Annotated in this window: 13 protein-coding genes, 2 tRNA genes and 2 rRNA genes (1 of these 17 running past the window's edge); 11 read left to right on the top strand and 6 right to left on the bottom strand. The window is 55.5% G+C overall.

Going from position 1 to position 18,622, the window contains the following annotated elements; translation table 11 throughout:
- The 5 genes from JYB84_RS01220 to JYB84_RS01240 all read left to right on the top strand — a co-directional run.
- Nucleotides 1–1,033: ribosomal RNA gene (locus tag JYB84_RS01220) — 23S ribosomal RNA — on the top strand (it extends 1,860 nt beyond the left edge of the window).
- A 93-nt stretch (nt 1,034–1,126) separates the two neighbouring features.
- Nucleotides 1,127–1,202 (top strand) — tRNA-Val (locus JYB84_RS01225).
- Nucleotides 1,203–1,238: 36 nt separating this feature from the next.
- Nucleotides 1,239–1,354 (top strand): 5S ribosomal RNA (gene rrf / locus JYB84_RS01230).
- A 23-nt stretch (nt 1,355–1,377) separates the two neighbouring features.
- Nucleotides 1,378–1,454, top strand: a tRNA-Asp gene (locus tag JYB84_RS01235).
- Nucleotides 1,455–1,721: 267 nt separating this feature from the next.
- Nucleotides 1,722–2,996: a CinA family nicotinamide mononucleotide deamidase-related protein gene (locus JYB84_RS01240; protein ID WP_207321653.1), complete on the top strand. Its 1,275-nt coding sequence runs from the start codon at nt 1,722–1,724 to the stop codon at nt 2,994–2,996.
- 83 nt (nt 2,997–3,079) lie between these two features.
- Here JYB84_RS01240 and JYB84_RS01245 read toward each other — a convergent pair whose 3' ends face one another.
- The 3 genes from JYB84_RS01245 to argE form a co-directional block, all read right to left on the bottom strand.
- Nucleotides 3,080–3,616 (bottom strand): DUF1439 domain-containing protein, encoded by a 537-nt coding sequence (locus JYB84_RS01245; RefSeq protein ID WP_207321654.1) that lies wholly within the window; start codon nt 3,614–3,616, stop codon nt 3,080–3,082.
- Nucleotides 3,613–6,249: a phosphoenolpyruvate carboxylase gene (ppc, locus tag JYB84_RS01250; RefSeq protein ID WP_207323061.1), complete on the bottom strand. Its 2,637-nt coding sequence runs from the start codon at nt 6,247–6,249 to the stop codon at nt 3,613–3,615. Before ppc ends, JYB84_RS01245 begins: the two co-directional genes overlap by 4 nt.
- A 153-nt stretch (nt 6,250–6,402) precedes the next feature.
- Nucleotides 6,403–7,554: an acetylornithine deacetylase gene (gene argE / locus JYB84_RS01255; RefSeq protein ID WP_207321655.1), complete on the bottom strand. Its 1,152-nt coding sequence runs from the start codon at nt 7,552–7,554 to the stop codon at nt 6,403–6,405.
- Nucleotides 7,555–7,821: 267 nt separating this feature from the next.
- Between argE and argC the strand changes: the two genes are divergently transcribed.
- The 5 genes from argC to argH all read left to right on the top strand — a co-directional run bounded on the left by argC (nt 7,822) and on the right by argH (nt 13,238).
- Nucleotides 7,822–8,802, top strand: a complete 981-nt coding sequence (argC, locus tag JYB84_RS01260; RefSeq protein WP_207321656.1) for an N-acetyl-gamma-glutamyl-phosphate reductase — start codon at nt 7,822–7,824, stop codon at nt 8,800–8,802.
- Nucleotides 8,803–8,840: 38 nt separating this feature from the next.
- Entirely contained in the window at nt 8,841–9,620 is a 780-nt protein-coding gene (argB, locus tag JYB84_RS01265; RefSeq protein WP_207321657.1) for an acetylglutamate kinase, read from the top strand.
- Nucleotides 9,621–9,642: 22 nt separating this feature from the next.
- Complete coding sequence (locus tag JYB84_RS01270) at nt 9,643–10,548, top strand: ornithine carbamoyltransferase (RefSeq protein ID WP_207321658.1); 906 nt, start codon at nt 9,643–9,645, stop codon at nt 10,546–10,548.
- A gap of 26 nt (nt 10,549–10,574) precedes the next feature.
- Nucleotides 10,575–11,798: an argininosuccinate synthase gene (locus JYB84_RS01275; RefSeq protein ID WP_207321659.1), complete on the top strand. Its 1,224-nt coding sequence runs from the start codon at nt 10,575–10,577 to the stop codon at nt 11,796–11,798.
- A 72-nt stretch (nt 11,799–11,870) separates the two neighbouring features.
- Entirely contained in the window at nt 11,871–13,238 is a 1,368-nt protein-coding gene (gene argH, locus JYB84_RS01280) for an argininosuccinate lyase (RefSeq protein ID WP_207321660.1), read from the top strand.
- 79 nt (nt 13,239–13,317) lie between these two features.
- Here the strand turns inward: argH and JYB84_RS01285 are convergent, their stop codons facing one another.
- On the bottom strand, nt 13,318–14,973 hold the full coding sequence (locus tag JYB84_RS01285) for an AMP-binding protein (RefSeq protein WP_207321661.1): 1,656 nt from the start codon (nt 14,971–14,973) through the stop codon (nt 13,318–13,320).
- A 246-nt stretch (nt 14,974–15,219) separates the two neighbouring features.
- On the opposite strand from JYB84_RS01285, the gene JYB84_RS01290 reads away from it, so the two are divergent.
- Nucleotides 15,220–17,562 (top strand): PKD domain-containing protein, encoded by a 2,343-nt coding sequence (locus JYB84_RS01290; RefSeq protein WP_207321662.1) that lies wholly within the window; start codon nt 15,220–15,222, stop codon nt 17,560–17,562.
- Between the two features lie 182 nt (nt 17,563–17,744).
- On the opposite strand, the gene JYB84_RS18505 is transcribed toward JYB84_RS01290, so the two are convergent.
- Nucleotides 17,745–17,855 carry a hypothetical protein gene (locus JYB84_RS18505; protein ID WP_207321663.1) on the bottom strand — a complete coding sequence of 37 codons (111 nt, stop codon included), beginning with the start codon at nt 17,853–17,855 and terminating at the stop codon, nt 17,745–17,747.
- 39 nt (nt 17,856–17,894) lie between these two features.
- Nucleotides 17,895–18,593 (bottom strand): tRNA (guanosine(18)-2'-O)-methyltransferase TrmH, encoded by a 699-nt coding sequence (gene trmH / locus JYB84_RS01300; RefSeq protein WP_207321664.1) that lies wholly within the window; start codon nt 18,591–18,593, stop codon nt 17,895–17,897.
- Nucleotides 18,594–18,622 lie beyond the last annotated feature (29 nt).

Raw genomic sequence — 18,622 nt, forward strand, 5'->3', positions numbered from 1 at the left:
AGAGAAGCTCATGATCGAAGCCCCGGTAAACGGCGGCCGTAACTATAACGGTCCTAAGGTAGCGAAATTCCTTGTCGGGTAAGTTCCGACCTGCACGAATGGCGTAATGATGGCCACGCTGTCTCCAGCCGAGACTCAGTGAAGTTGAAATTGCGGTGAAGATGCCGTATACCCGCGGCTAGACGGAAAGACCCCGTGAACCTTTACTATAGCTTGGCACTGAACATTGACCCTACATGTGTAGGATAGGTGGGAGACTTTGAAGCGGGAACGCCAGTTCTCGTGGAGTCGTCCTTGAAATACCACCCTTGTAGTGTTGATGTTCTAACCTGGGCCCCTAATCGGGGTTAGGGACAGTGCCTGGTGGGTAGTTTGACTGGGGCGGTCTCCTCCCAAAGAGTAACGGAGGAGCACGAAGGTTGGCTAAGTACGGTCGGACATCGTACGGTTAGTGTAATGGCATAAGCCAGCTTAACTGCGAGACAGACACGTCGAGCAGGTACGAAAGTAGGTCATAGTGATCCGGTGGTTCTGAATGGAAGGGCCATCGCTCAACGGATAAAAGGTACTCCGGGGATAACAGGCTGATACCGCCCAAGAGTTCATATCGACGGCGGTGTTTGGCACCTCGATGTCGGCTCATCACATCCTGGGGCTGAAGTCGGTCCCAAGGGTATGGCTGTTCGCCATTTAAAGTGGTACGCGAGCTGGGTTCAGAACGTCGTGAGACAGTTCGGTCCCTATCTGCCGTGGGCGTTGGATGATTGAGGGGAGTTGCTCCTAGTACGAGAGGACCGGAGTGAACGAACCGCTGGTGTTCGGGTTGTCATGCCAATGGCATTGCCCGGTAGCTACGTTCGGAATCGATAACCGCTGAAAGCATCTAAGCGGGAAGCGAGCCCCAAGATGAGTCATCCCTTGGACCTAGAGTCCACATAAGAGCCGTTCGAGACCAGGACGTTGATAGGTCAGGTGTGTAAGCGTTGTGAGGCGTTGAGCTAACTGATACTAATGACTCGAGAGGCTTAACCATACAACCCAGATGGGTTTTACGTTTTGCTTGAAGTACCCAAACTTGATTGAAGTCGAGACTCAAGGCTCAAAAGAGCAGCAGCACAGAATTTCCGGTCGCTTAGCTCAGCCGGGAGAGCACCTCCCTTACAAGGAGGGGGTCACTGGTTCGATCCCAGTAGCGACCACCATATTTCACTGCACAGCTTTCCAAATTACCAATTTTGTCTGGTGACAATAGCATTGTGGTCCCACCTGATCCCATTCCGAACTCAGAAGTGAAACGCAATCGCGCCGATGGTAGTGTGGGGTCTCCCCATGTGAGAGTAGGTCATCGCCAGACGCCTAATTTGGGCCTAGCCCAAAGGAGCGGTAGTTCAGTTGGTTAGAATACCGGCCTGTCACGCCGGGGGTCGCGGGTTCGAGTCCCGTCCGCTCCGCCAACATAAAGACGAAAGCCTCTGCAGCAATGCAGAGGCTTTTTTCGTTATGGCCCCGGTTTAGAGTGCTACCAACGGCTCACAAGCCTGCGCCGAGAAATAGCTGATTGCATCATCACCGTCTATACACTTATCGCTGCGCTTTTTAAGCCTTTTAAATACAGAGTGTTGCCAACTTTACACTTCGAAAGTTAGCTATCCTGCATCTCTCTTGCTATTGGGGCTTCCCTTACTTACCTTATAGCCAACTTGCAACCAAGGGATGTTGAGATGAAGCTTGAGATGATCTGCACCGGGGAAGAGGTGCTGTCGGGCCAGATTGTGGATACCAATGCGGCCTGGTTTGCCAATGTCATGATGGAACAGGGAATTGAGGTGCAGCGGCGGATCACCGTAGGTGACAGGCTCGAGGATCTGATCGCTGTGTTCCAGGAGCGCAGTTTGCATGCGGATGTGATTTTGGTAAATGGTGGTCTTGGGCCCACCAGTGACGATTTATCCGCCGAAGCTATGGCAAAAGCCAAAGGTGAACCCCTGGTGGAAAACCTTGTCTGGCGTCAGCGCCTGGAAGATTGGTTTACCCGCAATGGCAGGGAAATGCCGCTGAGTAATCTCAAGCAAGCGTTGTTGCCGGAATCGGCAGTGATGGTGGACAACCCGGTTGGCACCGCCTGCGGATTCAGGGTCAAGCTCAATCGCGCCTGGTTGTTCTTTACACCAGGTGTTCCTTTTGAGCTGAAGGAAATGGTGAAGGGTCAGTTTATTCCTTTCCTGCAGCAGGAGTTCGGTGTCGGTGCCAAGGTGGCGGTCAAAAAGCTGCTGACCATAGGCCACGGCGAATCCGCACTGGCGGACAAACTGGAGACCCTTGAGCTGCCGGAAGGGATTACCCTGGGCTATCGCTCCAGCATGCCCCACATAGAAATCAAGATATTTGCCCGTGGTGACAAGGCTATCGGCCTGTTGCCCAGAGTGACCAACCATGTGCGTCAGGTACTGGGTACGGCCGTGGTGGCGGAAGACAGGCAAAGTCTGGCGGAAGAAATTCATGCCAGACTCAATCAGTCCGGTTTTAGCCTGGCGTTGGCGGAATCCTGCACCGGCGGATTGATTGCCAGCGATCTGGTGACCTTTTCCGGCAGTTCATCCTACCTGCATCATGGGTTGGTGACCTACAGCAACGAGTCCAAGGTGAAGGTGCTTGGGGTGTCGCCCCAAACTTTGGATGATCACGGTGCCGTCTCCATTGCCACGGTGGAAGAAATGGCCGTGGGCGCCCGTCGCTTGCTCGACAGTGACTTTGCCCTGGCCACCAGTGGCATCGCCGGGCCCGATGGCGGCTCGGAGGAAAAGCCCGTTGGTACAGTAGCTTTGGCATTGGCAACCCGGGGTGGGGTCTATAGCCAGATGATTAAATTACCGCGGCGCTCGCGGGATCTGGTACGCAGCCTGAGCGCGGCAGTGGCCCTGGATATGCTGCGTCGCGAACTGCTGGGTGAGGCCGTGATAGTGGATTACGGCTCCATAGGCAGGTACAGCAAGTAACAATATAAGTAGCAAGCAGCCATAAAAAAACGCAGCCTTGGGGCTGCGTTTTCTGCTTCCTGGGGCCGTGACTTTCAGGACTGCTATTTGAATTCCAACACCAGCTTACCCGGTTGAACCCTGATGCGCCGGGTCATTTCAGCCATTAGCGCCTGCTGACTCTCTTTAACATCCAGTACATACACTGGCTCGCTTTCAAGATAGGTTCGCAAAAACAGCATCAGCTGAGGACTGATGCTTTGCAGAGCGCGGCCAAGTTCTTTGGGGCTGGATTCCACTTGCAGTAATTCCAGATCGCGCAAATACACGGCATGGCGCTCACTGTCGTACCAGGGTTTGGCCTCAAACTCGGCCGTAAGGCTGGCACGCAATGGCACGAACAGCGCCTTGAGCTCCAGCACCGAGGTGGCCTTCACCGCCATGGTGTCGGGTTTGTGGCCCAATCGAACCTCTACCTGGTTGACCCTGATGTCAGCGCTACGCAGGATCTTGTCCTTATGTATGTCTTGGCCCAAGCGACCGTCGAGGAAGGACTCAATCTGATTTTCGCTGATGCTGTATTGGCTGACGCAGCCACCGAGCAAGCCGACCAGCAACAGTGGCAGCCAAAGCCTGTTCATCCCGTGTTCCTCATGCCCGCCGCAACCCCGGCTATGGTCAACATCAGGGCCAGCTGCACCGGTGCCGATGGCGTTTCTTCCTTACGTGTCCGGGCCAGCAGCTCGGTTTGCAGGAAGTTCAACGGGTCTATGTAAGGGTTGCGCAGCCGCACCGATTCCCTGTTCCAGGGGGTGTGTGCCATCAGGCTGTCGCTGCCGGTCAGTTCCAGCACGGCTTCTATGCCGAGCGCCAGCCGCTGGCGCAGTTTTTTACCCAGGCCGTGTAACTCGCTGGGTACCAGGCACTGTTCATAGTAGCTCGCCAGATTGGGCTCGGCCTTGCTGTACACCATCTCCAGCATGGAAATCCGGGTATTGAAGAAGGGCCAATCTCGCTCCATTTCTTTAAGCAAAGGCATGTCGCCGCGATCGGCTGCCGCCTTGAGGGCCTCGCCGGCGCCGAGCCATGCCGGCAGCATCAAACGGTTCTGGGACCAGGCAAAGATCCAGGGGATGGCCCGCAGGCTTTCGATACCACCGTCGACCCGGCGCTTGGCCGGCCGGCTGCCCAGCGGCAGTTTGCCCAGTTCCACTTCCGGCGTGGCAGAGCGGAAATAGGGAACAAACTGAGGTTCTTCCCTGACTATGCCGCGGTAGGCAAGCACCGAGTCCTCGGCCAATCTTTGCATGCATTCACGCCAGGCCTGTTTGGGCTCCGGCGGTGGCAGCAGGGTGGCTTCCAACACCGCAGAGGTATACAGCGCCAGGGATTGCACCGCCAGTTTGGGCAGACCGAATTTAAAGCGGATCATTTCCCCTTGTTCCGTTACCCGGATGCGGCCATCCACGGAGCCCGGCGGCTGTGACAGGATCGCCTGGTGAGCCGGACCGCCGCCGCGGCCTATGGTACCGCCGCGGCCATGGAACAGATTCAGTTTGACTCCGGCCTTGCGGCAGACCTTCACCAGTTGTTCCTGGGCGCAGTATTGGGCCCAGGCAGCGGCCATCACCCCGGCATCCTTGGCGGAATCCGAGTAACCAATCATGACTTCCTGCATGCCCTTGGTGTAACCACGATACCAGTCGATATCCAGCAACGCCTGGATGCAGCTTGCCGCCTGGTTGAGATCGTCCAGGGTCTCAAACAAAGGCACTACCCTGATGGGATAGCTGCAGCCGCTTTCTTTGAGCAGCAAGAGCACCGCCAGCACATCCGAGGGATGACTTGCCATGGAGATAACATAGGAGCCCAAGGCCTGCTGTGGCTGGGATGCCACCAGACGGCAGGTTTTCAGTACCTCGGCTACTTCATCGGATGGCTGCCAACTGACAGGGATCAGTGGTCGGCGATTGGCCAGTTCCCGCAGCAGGAAGGCTTGCTTCTCATGTTCTTCCCAATGGGCATAGTCACCCATGCCCAGATAACGGGTCAGCTCGGCGATGACATCGCAGTGACGGCCGGCATCCTGGCGTATGTCGAGCCTGAGCATATGAATGCCGAAACAGGCCAGGCGCCGCAATATATCCAGCAGCAATCCGTTGGCAATCAGGCGCATGCCACAATCGCACAGGCTGCGATACAAGAGCTGCAGCGGCTCACGGATGTCGGCGTCTTCCCAGATGATGCTGTCGCGGCTGACCTCGGGTTGATGCCCTTCAATACGTGCATTGAGATAGTCTATGGTGTTGCGCAGCTTCTGCCGCAGGCCCCTGAGCACATCGCGGTAGGGTTCGCGGCTACCGGGATTGAGGGCCATAAGTTCGGCATTGGCTTGCTCCATCGACAGCTCATTGACCAGCTCGACTATGTCCTTGAGGTACAGGCGGGCGGCGGCATGGCGGTTTCTGTCCAGCACCTCGGCGGTGACCTTGGCGGTGACAAAGGGGTTGCCGTCGCGATCGCCCCCCATCCAGCTGGAAAAGCGTACCGGGGCTATGTCTGTGGCCAGCTGGACGCCGGTGCGTTCTTCCACCTTGTCATTCAGCTGACGCAGAAAGTCGGGAATGGCCTGCCACAGGGAGGTTTCTATGGTGGACAGGCCCCAGCGGGCTTCGTCTACCGGCGTGGGGCGTTCGGCACGAATTTCATTGGTATGCCAGATTTGGGCGATCAGCTGCCTTAATCTGAGCATGACGCTCTTGTGTTCCTGCTCGGTCAGCAGCGGATTTTCCATTTCCTGCAGGCAATCGACCACGGCGGAGTATTTCTGGATCAGGGTGCGGCGGGAAATCTCCGTGGGATGGGCCGTCAGCACCAGATCTATGTCGAGGGTCTGCAGGGTCTCCAGCATGGCATCGGCATCCACCTTGCCGCCGAGTATACGTCCAAGCAGCTGCTCTACCGGATCGGGAACGCACACCAGCTCATCGCAGTTGCGGCTGATGGTATGAAACTGCTCGGCGATGTTGGCCAGGTTAAGGAATTGGTTGAAGGCCTTGGCGAAGGGGGCCAGCTCTTCGTCCGGAAGTGCGGTCAACAGGGCCAGCATTTGCTCGCGGGCACTCTCATCGCCGCGACGACTTTGTTTGGCCAGCTGGCGGATTTGTTCGACCTTGTCGAGGAAGGCTTCACCCAAATGTTCACGCATGGTGTCGCCGAGTATTTGTCCCATCATGCCGACATTGGCTCGCAGCGGGGCGTACACGTCAGCCAGATTTTCACTTACCTTCATCTTGTCTCCAGTCACAGTTCGGCTGCCTGGGCAGGCTTGGTCGTTAAAGCACAATAAACAGCCGTGGCCTCGTGGTCAACTGCCTGCGGTAAATTGGACTGACCAATTTTTGGATTCATGCCATGGTGTTGTGGTTTATTGAATGCAGGCCCTATGAATTAATTTTTTCAATAATTCGACCGTAGGTTTGAGCTGATCCATTGCCAAATATTCATCCGGCTGATGTGCCTGCTCTATGCTGCCGGGGCCAAGCACCAAGGTTTGACAACCCAGACGCTGGATATAGGGGGCCTCGGTGGAGTAGTTCACCACCTGGGCCTCATTGCCTGACAGGGCCTCCACCAATTGGGTCCAGGGATTGTCGCGGCTGCCGGCAAAGGATTCGGCGCCGGGGTACAGGGTTGTGATGCTGATGGCGCCGGGGTAACGCAAACTGATGTCCTGCAGGTAGTTGGCCACCATCAGCTCCAAATCAGCCAACGACAATCCGGGAAGCGGACGAATATCCAGATGCAGATCGCAGCAGCCGCAGATTCGGTTGGCGGCATCGCCACCGTGTATATGGCCGAAATTCATGGTGGGATAGGGCACGCTGAAGGCGTCCTCGTGGAAATTATCCGCCAGGTGCTGCTTGAGTTTCAGTAGTTGGCCTATCACCAGGTGCATAATCTCAATGGCGTTCAGACCGCGGGCCGGATCCGAGGAGTGACCACTGCGGCCGCTGACCCGGATCCCCTGGGCCAGGTGGCCCTTGTGCATGTATACGGGGCGCAGATTGGTGGGCTCGCCTATCAGGGCATACTCGGGGCGGATACCGCTGTGCTCGGCGAAAGCCTTGGCGCCGCTCATGGTCGTTTCCTCATCGGCACTGGCAAACACATACAGAGGCCGCTTGAACTGGGCCGGGCTGAAGTCCTTGACCGCTTCCAGCACCAAAGCAAAAAAGCCCTTCATATCGCAGCTGCCAAGGCCATACCAGCGATTGTCTTTCTCCGTCAGGGTGAAGGGGCTTTGGGTCCAGCGCCCCTCATCGAAAGGCACTGTATCCGTGTGGCCCGCCAGCAGCAGGCCGCCTTGACCGCTGCCAATCTGGGCGAGCAAATTGTGCTTGTTGCGGGAGTCGATGACCTCGCTGCTGTGGCATTGAAAACCCAGGTCGCTGAACCATTGGTGCAGCAAGGCAATAACTGCATGGTTACTCAGATCTTGCTCTGGGGTCAGTGCGCTGATTGAAGGTGCAGCAATCAGCTTAGAAAATCGGGCTTTAAGTTCAGGAATTTTGTTCATTCGCAGTCAACCGTAAAAATAAGTATTCACATATATTGCATAAATAAATGTTTATGCTAGTCTAGCAAACACTTGAATCAGGCACCATAGAGCAGGCCTCGGGAATGAGAGAAAATATGGTTGGTTTTCATCCTTCTTGCCACAGTGGCACGTCTTTTCCGTTAGTGCGACGATAGTCCCGTGCCAATGGTGGCCAGAGGCTGCCACTCACTATGGTTTTTAGACCATACTTCTAATTCCTGTTTTGCGACCTAGACCAGAGAGACAATGAAAAGTATCGCTATTATCGGCGCCAGTGGTTACACGGGTGCCCAAATTACCGCCCTTATCCATTCCGAAGCCCAACTGAGTATTCAGGGGCTGTATGTGTCTGAAGGCAGTGCCGACAAGGGCAAGCCCCTGGCGGAACTTTACCCGGTATACAGCCACATAGATTTGTGCCTGTCGCCCCTGACCGAAGAGGCCAAGCATCAGATAGTACAGGATGCCGATGCCGTAGTGCTGGCAACCGAGCATTCGGTCAGTCTGCATCTGGCGGCCTGGTTTTATGCCCAGGGTCTGGCGGTGTTTGACCTCAGTGGCGCCTATCGCTTTGCCGATACCGCCCAATATCCCAAGTGGTACGGTTTTGAACATGCCCATCCCCAGGTGCTGGCGGAAGCCGTCTACGGTCTGGCTGAGTGGAATGCCGAGGCCATAGCCAAAACCCGGATGATCGCCGTACCCGGTTGTTATCCCACGGCATCCCTGTGTGCTCTCAAGCCGCTCAAGCATCTGCTGACCGACGCCTGGCCGGTGATCAATGCCGTCAGTGGCGTGACAGGTGCCGGCCGCAAGGCTCAGCTGCACACCAGTTTTTGCGAGGTCAGCCTGACGCCCTATGGGGTGCTGGGCCACAGGCATCAGCCGGAAATTGCCTCCCAGCTGGGGCAGGAAGTCATCTTTACCCCGCACCTGGGCAACTTCAAGCGCGGCATCCTGGCCACCATCACTGTGCAATTGAAACCCGGTACCCTTAGCCGCGACGTGGCCCAGGCGTACAGCGTGTATGACGATGCGCCTTTGGTGACGGTAAAGCAGAACCAGTTCCCCAAGGTAGATGACGTGGTCCATACCCCAAACTGCCACATTGGTTGGAAGTTTGATGAGCTCAGTGGCTACCTGGTGGTATCCAGCGCCATAGACAACCTGATGAAAGGCGCCGCCAGTCAGGCGCTGCAATGCATAAAGATTCATTTTGGCCTGTGATCCTGCCCCAGCAGATCCCGGATGAGAGAGAAATACAGATGTCAGCAAACAATGTTTTGGTTTTGAAGGTGGGCGGTGCCCTGTTGCAGTGCGAGATGGGCATGGAGCGGCTGATGAATACCGCCAAGCAACTGCTTGAAAGTGGTCAGCAGGTGATTCTGGTCCACGGCGGTGGCTATCTGGTGGATGAGCAGCTCAAGGTCAATGGTATGGACACGGTCAAGCTCGATGGCCTGCGGGTCACTCCGGCCGAGCAGATGCCCATTATCGCGGGTGCCCTGGCGGGTACCTCGAACAAACTACTGCAGGGTGCCGCCCGCAAGGCCGGTGTGCGCAGTGTCGGCATGAGCCTGTGTGACGGCAACCTGGTCAGCGCCGTTATCAAGGACGAGCGTCTGGGCATGGTGGGCGAAGTGAGCCCCCAGGATGCCGCCCTGCTGCACTTTGCCATGTCCCAGGGCTGGCTGCCGATTATCAGTTCCATCGCCATGTCAGACGAGGGCGAACTGCTTAACGTCAATGCCGATCAGGCCGCCAGTGTGCTGGCCAAGCTGGTGGGAGCCAAGTTGGTACTGCTGTCGGACGTGTCCGGGGTACTCGACGGCAAGGGCAAGCTGATTGAAAGCCTCGACAGCCAAAGCATCAGTGAGCTGGTGCAGCAGGGCGTGATCGAGAAAGGCATGAAGGTCAAGGTCGAGGCTGCTCTGGAAGTGGCCCAATGGTTGGGACGGCCGGTGCAGGTGGCCTCCTGGCGTGATGCACAGCAGCTGGCCGCCCTGGTCAGGGGTGAGGCCATCGGAACTCAAATACAACCTTAGAAGTGAGAAGTGGAGTGTGTCTATGAAGCATTTTTTGTCGATAAAGGAACTCACGCAACAGCAGCTGCTGGATCTGCTGGCGCTGGCCCGTAAGATTAAGGCCAAGCCCCAGGAGTACAGCCAGGCGCTCAAGGGCAAGAGTGTGGTGATGTTGTTCGAAAAGCCCTCTCTGCGTACCCGCGTCAGTTTCGATATCGGGATCAATAAGCTTGGTGGACACTGCCTCTACCTCGATCAGCAAAACGGTGCCCTGGGCAAGCGCGAGTCGGTGCAGGACTTTGCCACCAACCTGTCCTGTTGGGCCGATGCCATAGTGGCGCGGACCTTTTCCCACGGCACCATAGAACAGCTGGCCAAATATGGCTCAGTACCTGTGATCAATGCCCTGTCGGATCTCTATCATCCCTGCCAGGCGCTGGCGGATTTCCTCAGCCTGGCTGAGCAGCTGGATGACCTGTCCAAGCTCAAGCTGGTGTACATTGGGGATGGTAACAACGTCAGTCAGTCACTGATGTACGGTGCTGCCCTTCTGGGGGCACGTATGACAGTGATTTGCCCGGCCGGCCATTTCCCCGATGGCTTTGAGGTCACGGAGGCTCAGCGCATAGCCAAACAGCATGGCGGTGAGATAGTGCTGACCACGGATGTGAATGCGGTGCAGGGCCACGACGCCATCTACACTGATACCTGGATTTCCATGGGGGACAACACGGCGCTGACGGATATCCGTGCCAAGTTTGCCCCATACCAGGTCAACCGGGAGTTGATGAATCAGGCCGGTGCTCAGTATTTTATGCATTGCCTGCCGGCACACCGTGGCGTGGAAGTCACAGATGAGGTGATGGATGGCGAGGGTTCCTTGATCCTCGATCAGGCCGAGAATCGTATGCATGCTCAAAACGCAGTGTTGGTGACGCTGCTCGGATAATTTTCAATTAAGTTCAGGATTTTTCTATGGCAATTGCAAACAACAACACAGGCGTTAAAAAGGTGGTGCTGGCTTATTCCGGCGGCCTGGATACCTCGGCCATCATTCCCTGGCTGAAAGAAAACTATGACAACTGCGAAATCGTCGCCTTCTGTGCCGATGTGGGCCAGGGCGAGGAAGAGCTGGTGGGCCTGACCGAAAAGGCGCTGGCCTCCGGCGCCAGCGAGTGCCACATAGTGGACCTCAAAGAAGAATTCGTTAAAGACTACATCTATCCCACCATAGCCACGGGCGCCATCTACGAAGGCACCTACCTGCTGGGCACCTCCATGGCGCGGCCCATTATTGCCAAGGCCCAGGTGGAAGTGGCCCGCAAGGTCGGCGCCGATGCCCTGTGCCACGGTTGCACCGGCAAGGGCAACGATCAGGTACGTTTCGAGGGTTGCTTCGCCGCCCTGGCGCCGGATCTCAAGGTGATTGCCCCCTGGCGTGAATGGGAGATGCAAAGCCGTGAAGATCTGCTGGCTTATCTGGCGGAGCGCAATATCAAGACCTCGGCCTCGACCACCAAGATCTACAGCCGTGATGCCAACGCCTGGCACATCTCCCACGAGGGTGGTGAGCTGGAAGATCCCTGGAACGAGCCAAGCAAGGGCGTTTGGACCCTGACCGCCGATCCGCTGGATGCGCCCAATGAGCCTGAGTACGTCAGCCTCAAGATAGCCAACGCCCGTATTACCGAAGTCAACGGCGAGGCCTTGAGCCCCTATCAGGCGCTGATGAAACTCAATGCCATTGCCGCACCACACGGTGTCGGTCGTATCGATATTACCGAGAACCGTCTGGTGGGCATGAAGTCCCGTGGTTGCTATGAAACCCCGGGCGGCACAGTGATGTTTGCTGCCCTGCGTGCGGTCGAGGAGCTGGTGCTGGACAAGAGCAGCCGCGAGTGGCGCGAACAGATCGCTGCCCGCATGGCGCACCTGGTCTATGATGGCCGCTGGTTCACTCCCCTGTGTGAATCCCTGTTGGCGGCGTCCGAGTCTCTGGCCAGGGACGTTAACGGCGAAGTGGTGGTCAGGCTCTACAAGGGCCAGGCCGTGGCGGTGAAGAAGCGTTCTCCCAACAGCCTGTACTCGGAAGCCTTTGCCACCTTTGGTGAGGATTCGGTTTACGATCAAAAGCATGCCGAAGGCTTTATCCGCCTGTACTCGCTGGCGAGCCGCATTCGCGCTCTCAGCAGCAAGTAACAATTCAGGGCCCTGCGGGGCCCTTTGATTCTCATCCGTGATGGGCGCCGGTTGGGCGCAAAGGAGTGACACATGGCCCTATGGGGTGGCAGATTTCAGGGGCAGAGCAGCGCCCTGTTTCAACTCTTCAATGATTCTTTGCCGGTGGACTATCGCCTGTTCCAGCAGGATGTGGAAGGCTCCATCGCCTGGGCCGATGCCATCGCCAGTGTCGGTATCCTGAGTGCCGATGAATGTAAACGGCTGAAGCAGGCTCTGAACGACTTGCTGACCGAAGTGGGTGAGGACGGCAATGCCATTATTGCCAGTGGCGCCGAGGATATTCACAGCTTCGTTGAGCAGCGGCTGATTGCCAAGGTCGGGGATCTCGGCAAAAAGCTGCACACGGGCCGTTCCCGTAACGATCAGGTGGCCACGGATCTCAAGCTCTGGTGCAAGGCCACGGTTGCCGAATTGCAGCACAAGCTGCAGACCCTGGTTGGCGCCCTGCTGGCCCTGTGTGAGCGGGAACTGGATGCCGTGATGCCAGGTTATACCCATCTGCAAAGAGCCCAGCCTGTGACCTTTGGTCATTGGTGTCTGGCCTATGTGGAAATGTTTGAGCGGGATCTGTCCCGGCTCAATGATGCCCTGAAACGCCTGGATACCTGCCCTCTGGGCTCGGGCGCCCTGGCCGGGACCGCCTATGCTATCGACAGGCAAAAGCTGGCTCTGTCCCTGGGGTTCAATGGTCCCACCCTCAACAGCCTGGATGCGGTATCCGACCGGGATCACGTGGTGGAACTGTGCTCCGCTGCTTCCCTGTCCATGCTGCACCTGTCGCGCATGGCCGAAGATCTGATCTTCTTCAACTCAGGCGAGGCCGCCTTTATCGAGTTGGCGGACAATGTCACCTCGGGCTCGTCCCTGATGCCGCAGAAGAAAAACCCCGATGCCCTGGAGCTGATCCGCGGCAAGACCGGCCGTGTCTACGGTAACCTGATGGGCATTCTGACGACCATGAAAGCCCTGCCACTGGCCTATAACAAGGACATGCAGGAAGACAAGGAAGGCCTGTTTGATACCCTGGACTCCTGGGGCATTTGTCTCGACATGGCGGCGCTGGTGCTGGAGGGCCTCAAGGTCAACCGTGGCAATGCGCTGACGGCGGCCCAGCAGGGCTATGCCAATGCCACCGAGTTGGCGGACTATCTGGTGGCCAAGGGCATGCCATTCCGTGAGGCACACCATGTGGTGGGTGAGCTGGTGGTCAAGGCCATAGGCTTGGGCTTGCCGCTGGAGCAGTTACCGCTGGAGCTGTTACAGCAGAGCGCGGCGGTCATCCAGGATGACGTGTTTCCACACCTGAGTATCGAAGCCTGCCTCGGCAAGCGCGATGTATTGGGCGGCACAGCCATCAACCGGGTGCAGGCGGCCCTCAAGGTCAAGCAAGGTGACTGAGCCGCTGTGGCGATAACAGTTCCGGAAAACGACCAAAGAAAAAGGCTCGCAAATGGCGAGCCTTTTCGCAGGCGTCAGATTAGATTTCCTCTTCCCACACCACCTTGGCACCTCGGACACCGTCCACCTTGGCGCTGAAACGCGCTTCCAGCACGTGACGTTTGATCTTCAATGTTGGCGTCAGCACATCGTTTTCTATGGTCCAGGGATCCGTCACCACCACCACGGCATCCACTGTTTCATGGGATTCCAGATTGGGGTTGATGGCATCCAGGGTTGCCTTGATGGACACCCGCACTTCTTCCCTTGGTTGCAACTTGGCACCCTCGGACAATTGCACCAGGGCTATGGGGTGTGGCAGGCCGGAACCTATGACGCAGATAAGTTCAATATGGGGATCCTGGGCCAGCTTGCGCTCAATGGGCACTGGCGCCACATACTTACCTTTCGAGGTTTTGAAGTTGTCCTTCACCCGGCCCGTAATGCTGATACAGCCATCTTCATCTATGGTGCACAGGTCACCGGTGTGAAAGAAGCCATCGCCATCGAAGGCGGCCTCTGTGGCCTCCGGTTGCAGATAGTAGCCGCTCATTAGTCCCGGACTCTTCACCAGCAGTTCGCCATCCTCGCCGCGGCGCACATCGCAACCGACTATGGGCTTGCCAACCGTGCCTATCTTATTGGCGTCGAAGGGATAGTTGATGATCGAATAGGCACTGTTTTCCGTCATGCCCCAGGCCTCACAGATGTCCAGACCTATGCTGTGATACCACTGGATAAGCGATGCCGGTATGGGCGCCGAGCCCGAGCCCAGCAGACGGCATTGGTCGAGGCCCAGTCCCTTGTGGATCTTGCGCTTCACCAGATAACCGATGAGGGGGATCTTCAGCAGCAGTTGCAGTTTGTTGTAGCCAATCTTGTCGATAATGTTCTTTTGGAACAGGGTCCATAAGCGTGGTACCGAGAAAAATACCGTGGGGCGCATGCGCTGCACATCGGCGACAAAGGTGTCCAGGTTCTCGACAAAGGCCACCGGACTGCCGGAGTAGAAAGAAGAGCCCTCAATCGCCACCCGCTCAGTAATGTGTGCCAGCGGCAGGTAAGACAAGAGACGGTCTTCGCCACTGGTCTTGAGATCGCGCACCACGGCGCTGCAGGTCCAGGCATAACTGCCAAAGGTCTGGATGGCGCCCTTGGGTTTACCCGTTGACCCTGAGGTGTAGATCAGGGTCATGATGTCATCCAGCTTCGGCAGGGGGGCTTCCAGCAGGGGTTGGCCCATGGTCAGCAGCTGCTGCCAGCCATATTGGGTCGGCATGGTGTCGTAGGGCATGGCCAGACGCAAAATGCTGCCGCCGAGACCGGCCTCCTGCTCGGCCCAGTGATCCAGCTTGCCTATGATGATGGCCTTGGCACCACTGTGCTCCAGTACATAACGAATGGTATCGGCATTGGCAGTGGGATAGATGGGCACGCTGATGTAACCGCCGTACATCAAGGCCAGATCGCTGATAAACCACTCGGCACAGTTCTTTGACAGCACGGCAATCTTGTCACCCGGCACCAGACCAAGATGACGCAAGCCTCCGGCCAATTGCTGCATTTGCTGCTGCACCTGACGCCAGCTGAAATCCCGGTATTGACCGTTAATGGGTTGGCGTAAGTAGACTTCGTCGCCCCGGGTCTCCACCCAATGGGTCAACATTGCTATCGGGGTCTTGTTTTGGGTTTCCATCGGTTTATCCATCCACGATTATTGTTATTTTGCATGCTGCTTCAAACGCACGTTTAAGTTCCAGTATGTCGACTTTAGCGGCAATGGGCAAACAGTTTAGCAGATGGTGATATCTCTCTATTAATACAAATAGTTAATTGAGAAAATTCTTATGATTAACCTTGAGTTTACAACTTTTCAGGAAAGGAATAACATCTCGTCGCGGAATTCGGCATTACATTTACCGGCGATGAAAAGGTAAAGCTGGTGGTATTGCCTACCCAAGGACAGGTATCGGGAAGATACCGTGCTGCAAGAGCAATTCTTGCGACCAAGGAGTTTATTATCTTGCAAACCCCAAGCTATAGAAAAACCATCATCGCTTCTTTAATTGCCGCCTCCCTGTCAGCCTGTGGTGGTGGCAATGATGAGACTAAACCTGCGCCTGTTAACCAGGCTCCCACAGTTTCTGTGACCGATAGCAGCATCCAGGAAGGTTTGGCCATCAACCTGACTGCCGTAGCCAGCGACAGCGACGGCAGTATCAGCAGTTATAGCTGGAGTCAAAAATCGGGTACCAGCGTGATCCTGAATGGCGCAAATACCGCTTCCATCAGCTTTACCGCCCCTGCTGTGACCGAAGATGAGAACCTTGTATTCACTGTCACAGTGACAGATGACAAGGGCGCTACCGCTTTCAAAGATGTGACTGTGACAGTTACCGCCAAAATGCTGGAGCTGACTCTGCAGGGCAAGGTGACAGATGGTCCCATAGCCAATGCCAAGGTGACAGTATCTGTGGGTGAGCAAGAGTTTATCACTGCAGCTGATGAAAATGGTGATTACCATATCGGCTTGAGAGTCGACGATTCCTATGCCACCAAATTAATCAACATCACTGCAGTTGGACCTGCGCAAGGCAGTCCAGTCAAGTTGGTTTCTCTGCTCGGTAGCCTGGAACATCTCATTGAACAGGCCGGGGCGGATGGCATTCTGACTAAGGATGAGATATTTGGCGTTAACGTAACTAACGTGACTTCGGCTGTCAGTGCTCTCATGCAGGCTGCCAGCCCAGATGGGCTGATTTACACTCAAGATGCATTCGACAGTGCGGCCAGGGTCTATGACACTTCCCAAGTGCTACCATTGGCAACGGCTGTCAAATTACTGCTGGATTATGCTGAAGCCAATCCAGAGCTGGCAATACCTGAAGGGGTTGCCAATACCCAGGAATTGATTACTCATCTGGAATCGGCGCAAAAATACCTGAGACAAGCGCAATTGGGGATGACGTCAGTTTACGAAGAGGCTCTGGCCGCCATTATTAGCGATGAAAATATCGTTGCTACCAATACTGGGAGTGGCAATATCCCCATCGCTGACAGTTATTATTTTAAATCTTCGGGTGGGGACATGAATGGTGCCCGGTTAGTGTTGAACGCTGATGGCACAGGCTCGCTGCAGCATATTTATACACCTATGATCGAGTTGACATGGACCCTCGGCGATCAGGGACTGATACTCACATATGATGGTGATGGGCTCTGGTATATTAGGAATGAGCGTGAGGGGCAGGTCGAATATCACCGAACCCAGACGCACATTAAATGGCTATCCAGGAGTGGTGACGTCGACCAGATGATAATGCAGCATACGGCCAATACTCATTATCTTGAGGGACAGATTCCTGATGGTGAGGTGGTCTTTCCTGAAGTGGTCCAGGCGGTCAAGAGTGCCGGAGTTAAAACAGTACAACCTCAGCTGGAGATCGGTGCCCTTTATTCTGTGCCTCGCGCACATTATCTAGATGGAGATTTGAGCTATAGCGCTATCAATCTCCAGCTTGAAAATGCTGATACGGCAAAACTGGAATTTCCTATGATGTCAGCCGATGGTAGTCTGCATTTTCAACGTGTAACGGCACACTACAATTATAACGATGCCGGACATTTAGTTCTGACTACTGATTATAAGCAACAACCTTTGGCATTGGACTATGCCTTTATTGGAAAAGATAAGGTGCTGGAAGCAAACGTGTTTTTTGAGAATAAGACAGAGCAAAATGCTCTTTTGGAAAACGCATTGTTTTTAAGAAAAGAGGTGGATAAATGGAGCCTACAAAGTGTTGTGGGAATTTTTCAGGAAAAAAGCGCTGCAATACTGCCTCTTAATTATAACTGGACTGAAATTAATGCCGATGGCTCGGTGCTGATGGTAAAAGTAAGTGATGGAAATGCCGATGGTGAAATAAGCGAAAGGGAGATCTCTCATTATTCCGGATTATGGCAAATTACTGATAATGGCAACCTCAGTATACGTCGTTATCGCTTCAACAGGGCTGTTACGGACACAACAGGTTATTGCATACCTGATAGCTTTGACCCTGCATCAACCGATACCTGTGTACTTGAATATGAACGTCAGTGGAATCTGCATCAAGTAGTGGGCGATCAATACTATGTACAAAGGATTAACCGTAATTATGTGTATGGTTTGGATTCCACCGGGGAAGTTATTCAACAGCATACTGTGGATTACGCTTCTTTGTCTAACGCCGTGCTATATAAGGTTGATAGCCGTCCCTATCCGCTATCGGTCAATGTGCAATAAAGGAGTTTTGTCAGCGCACAATATGTCTCCGTGCCTCGCTCAATATAACACCTGGAAAGGTTGCCTCCCAAAGCAGATGAATAGGCTAGCAAAGCGGGTTTGCTCCGTCTAATGCCACAGCCTTAACCCGATAAGCCATGAAGCCCTTGGACTACTTTATGATGTGGTCCAAGGGCTTTGTATTATCCCGCAGCAGCGCGCATCTTGTCCCACCACTCGGGGGGAGCGTCTATCTGGCCCTGGTCATCGATGCGCGGGTAGGGCAGCTCTTTACGGCGGCAGGCCTTGGCCATAAGTGTTGGGGTGGCTGGGTATGGGTCACCCTTGTCTACTCAGGCCATTGTTTCTGGCATGGGGGCGCGCATCCTGTCCCACCAGTCCTTATCGGCAAGGATCTGTCCTTGCTGATCCAGTTCGGGGTAGGGGATGCCTTTGCGGCGGCAAGCCTTGGCGTAGATGGGGTGCCCCTGTTCGAACAGCAGCTTCTGACAATAGGCGTCATCCAGCTTGCGCTCGCCATACATGCCGGCCAGCTTGCGCTGGCGTTCGGCCTCAAACAGGATCAGTGCGGCGGCCACTGACACATTGAGGGATTGCACCATACCCACCATGGGAATGATCACCTGATGATCGGCGTGAGCTATGGCCTCGGCACTGACGCCGTTTTTCTCATGCCCCAGAATGATGGCGGTGGGGCGAGTGTAATCCAGCTCGCGAAAATCAACCGCTTCTGGCGCGAAGTTGGTTGCCACCACCTGCATGCCACTTTCCTTAAAGCCGGTGATGGCCGAGCTTACATCCGGATGCTTGACCGTTTTGACCCATTGCTGGCTGCCGGAAGCAGTATTGCCCGACACCTTCATATCCGGCTCGGGCCAGATGGCGTGGATTTCATGGACGCCCACGGCATCGGCGCTGCGCAGCACGGCGGCAATATTGTTGGTCTTGTGCACCTGATCGAGGCACAGGGTGAGGTCCACCTGGCGGTTGTCCAGCATGGCATTGATGCGGGCGAAACGTTCTGGGCTCATAGCTAAAAATCTGTTCTGACTTACAAAAA

Source organism: Shewanella cyperi (assembly GCF_017354985.1).
In the GTDB taxonomy this organism is placed as follows: domain Bacteria; phylum Pseudomonadota; class Gammaproteobacteria; order Enterobacterales; family Shewanellaceae; genus Shewanella; species Shewanella cyperi.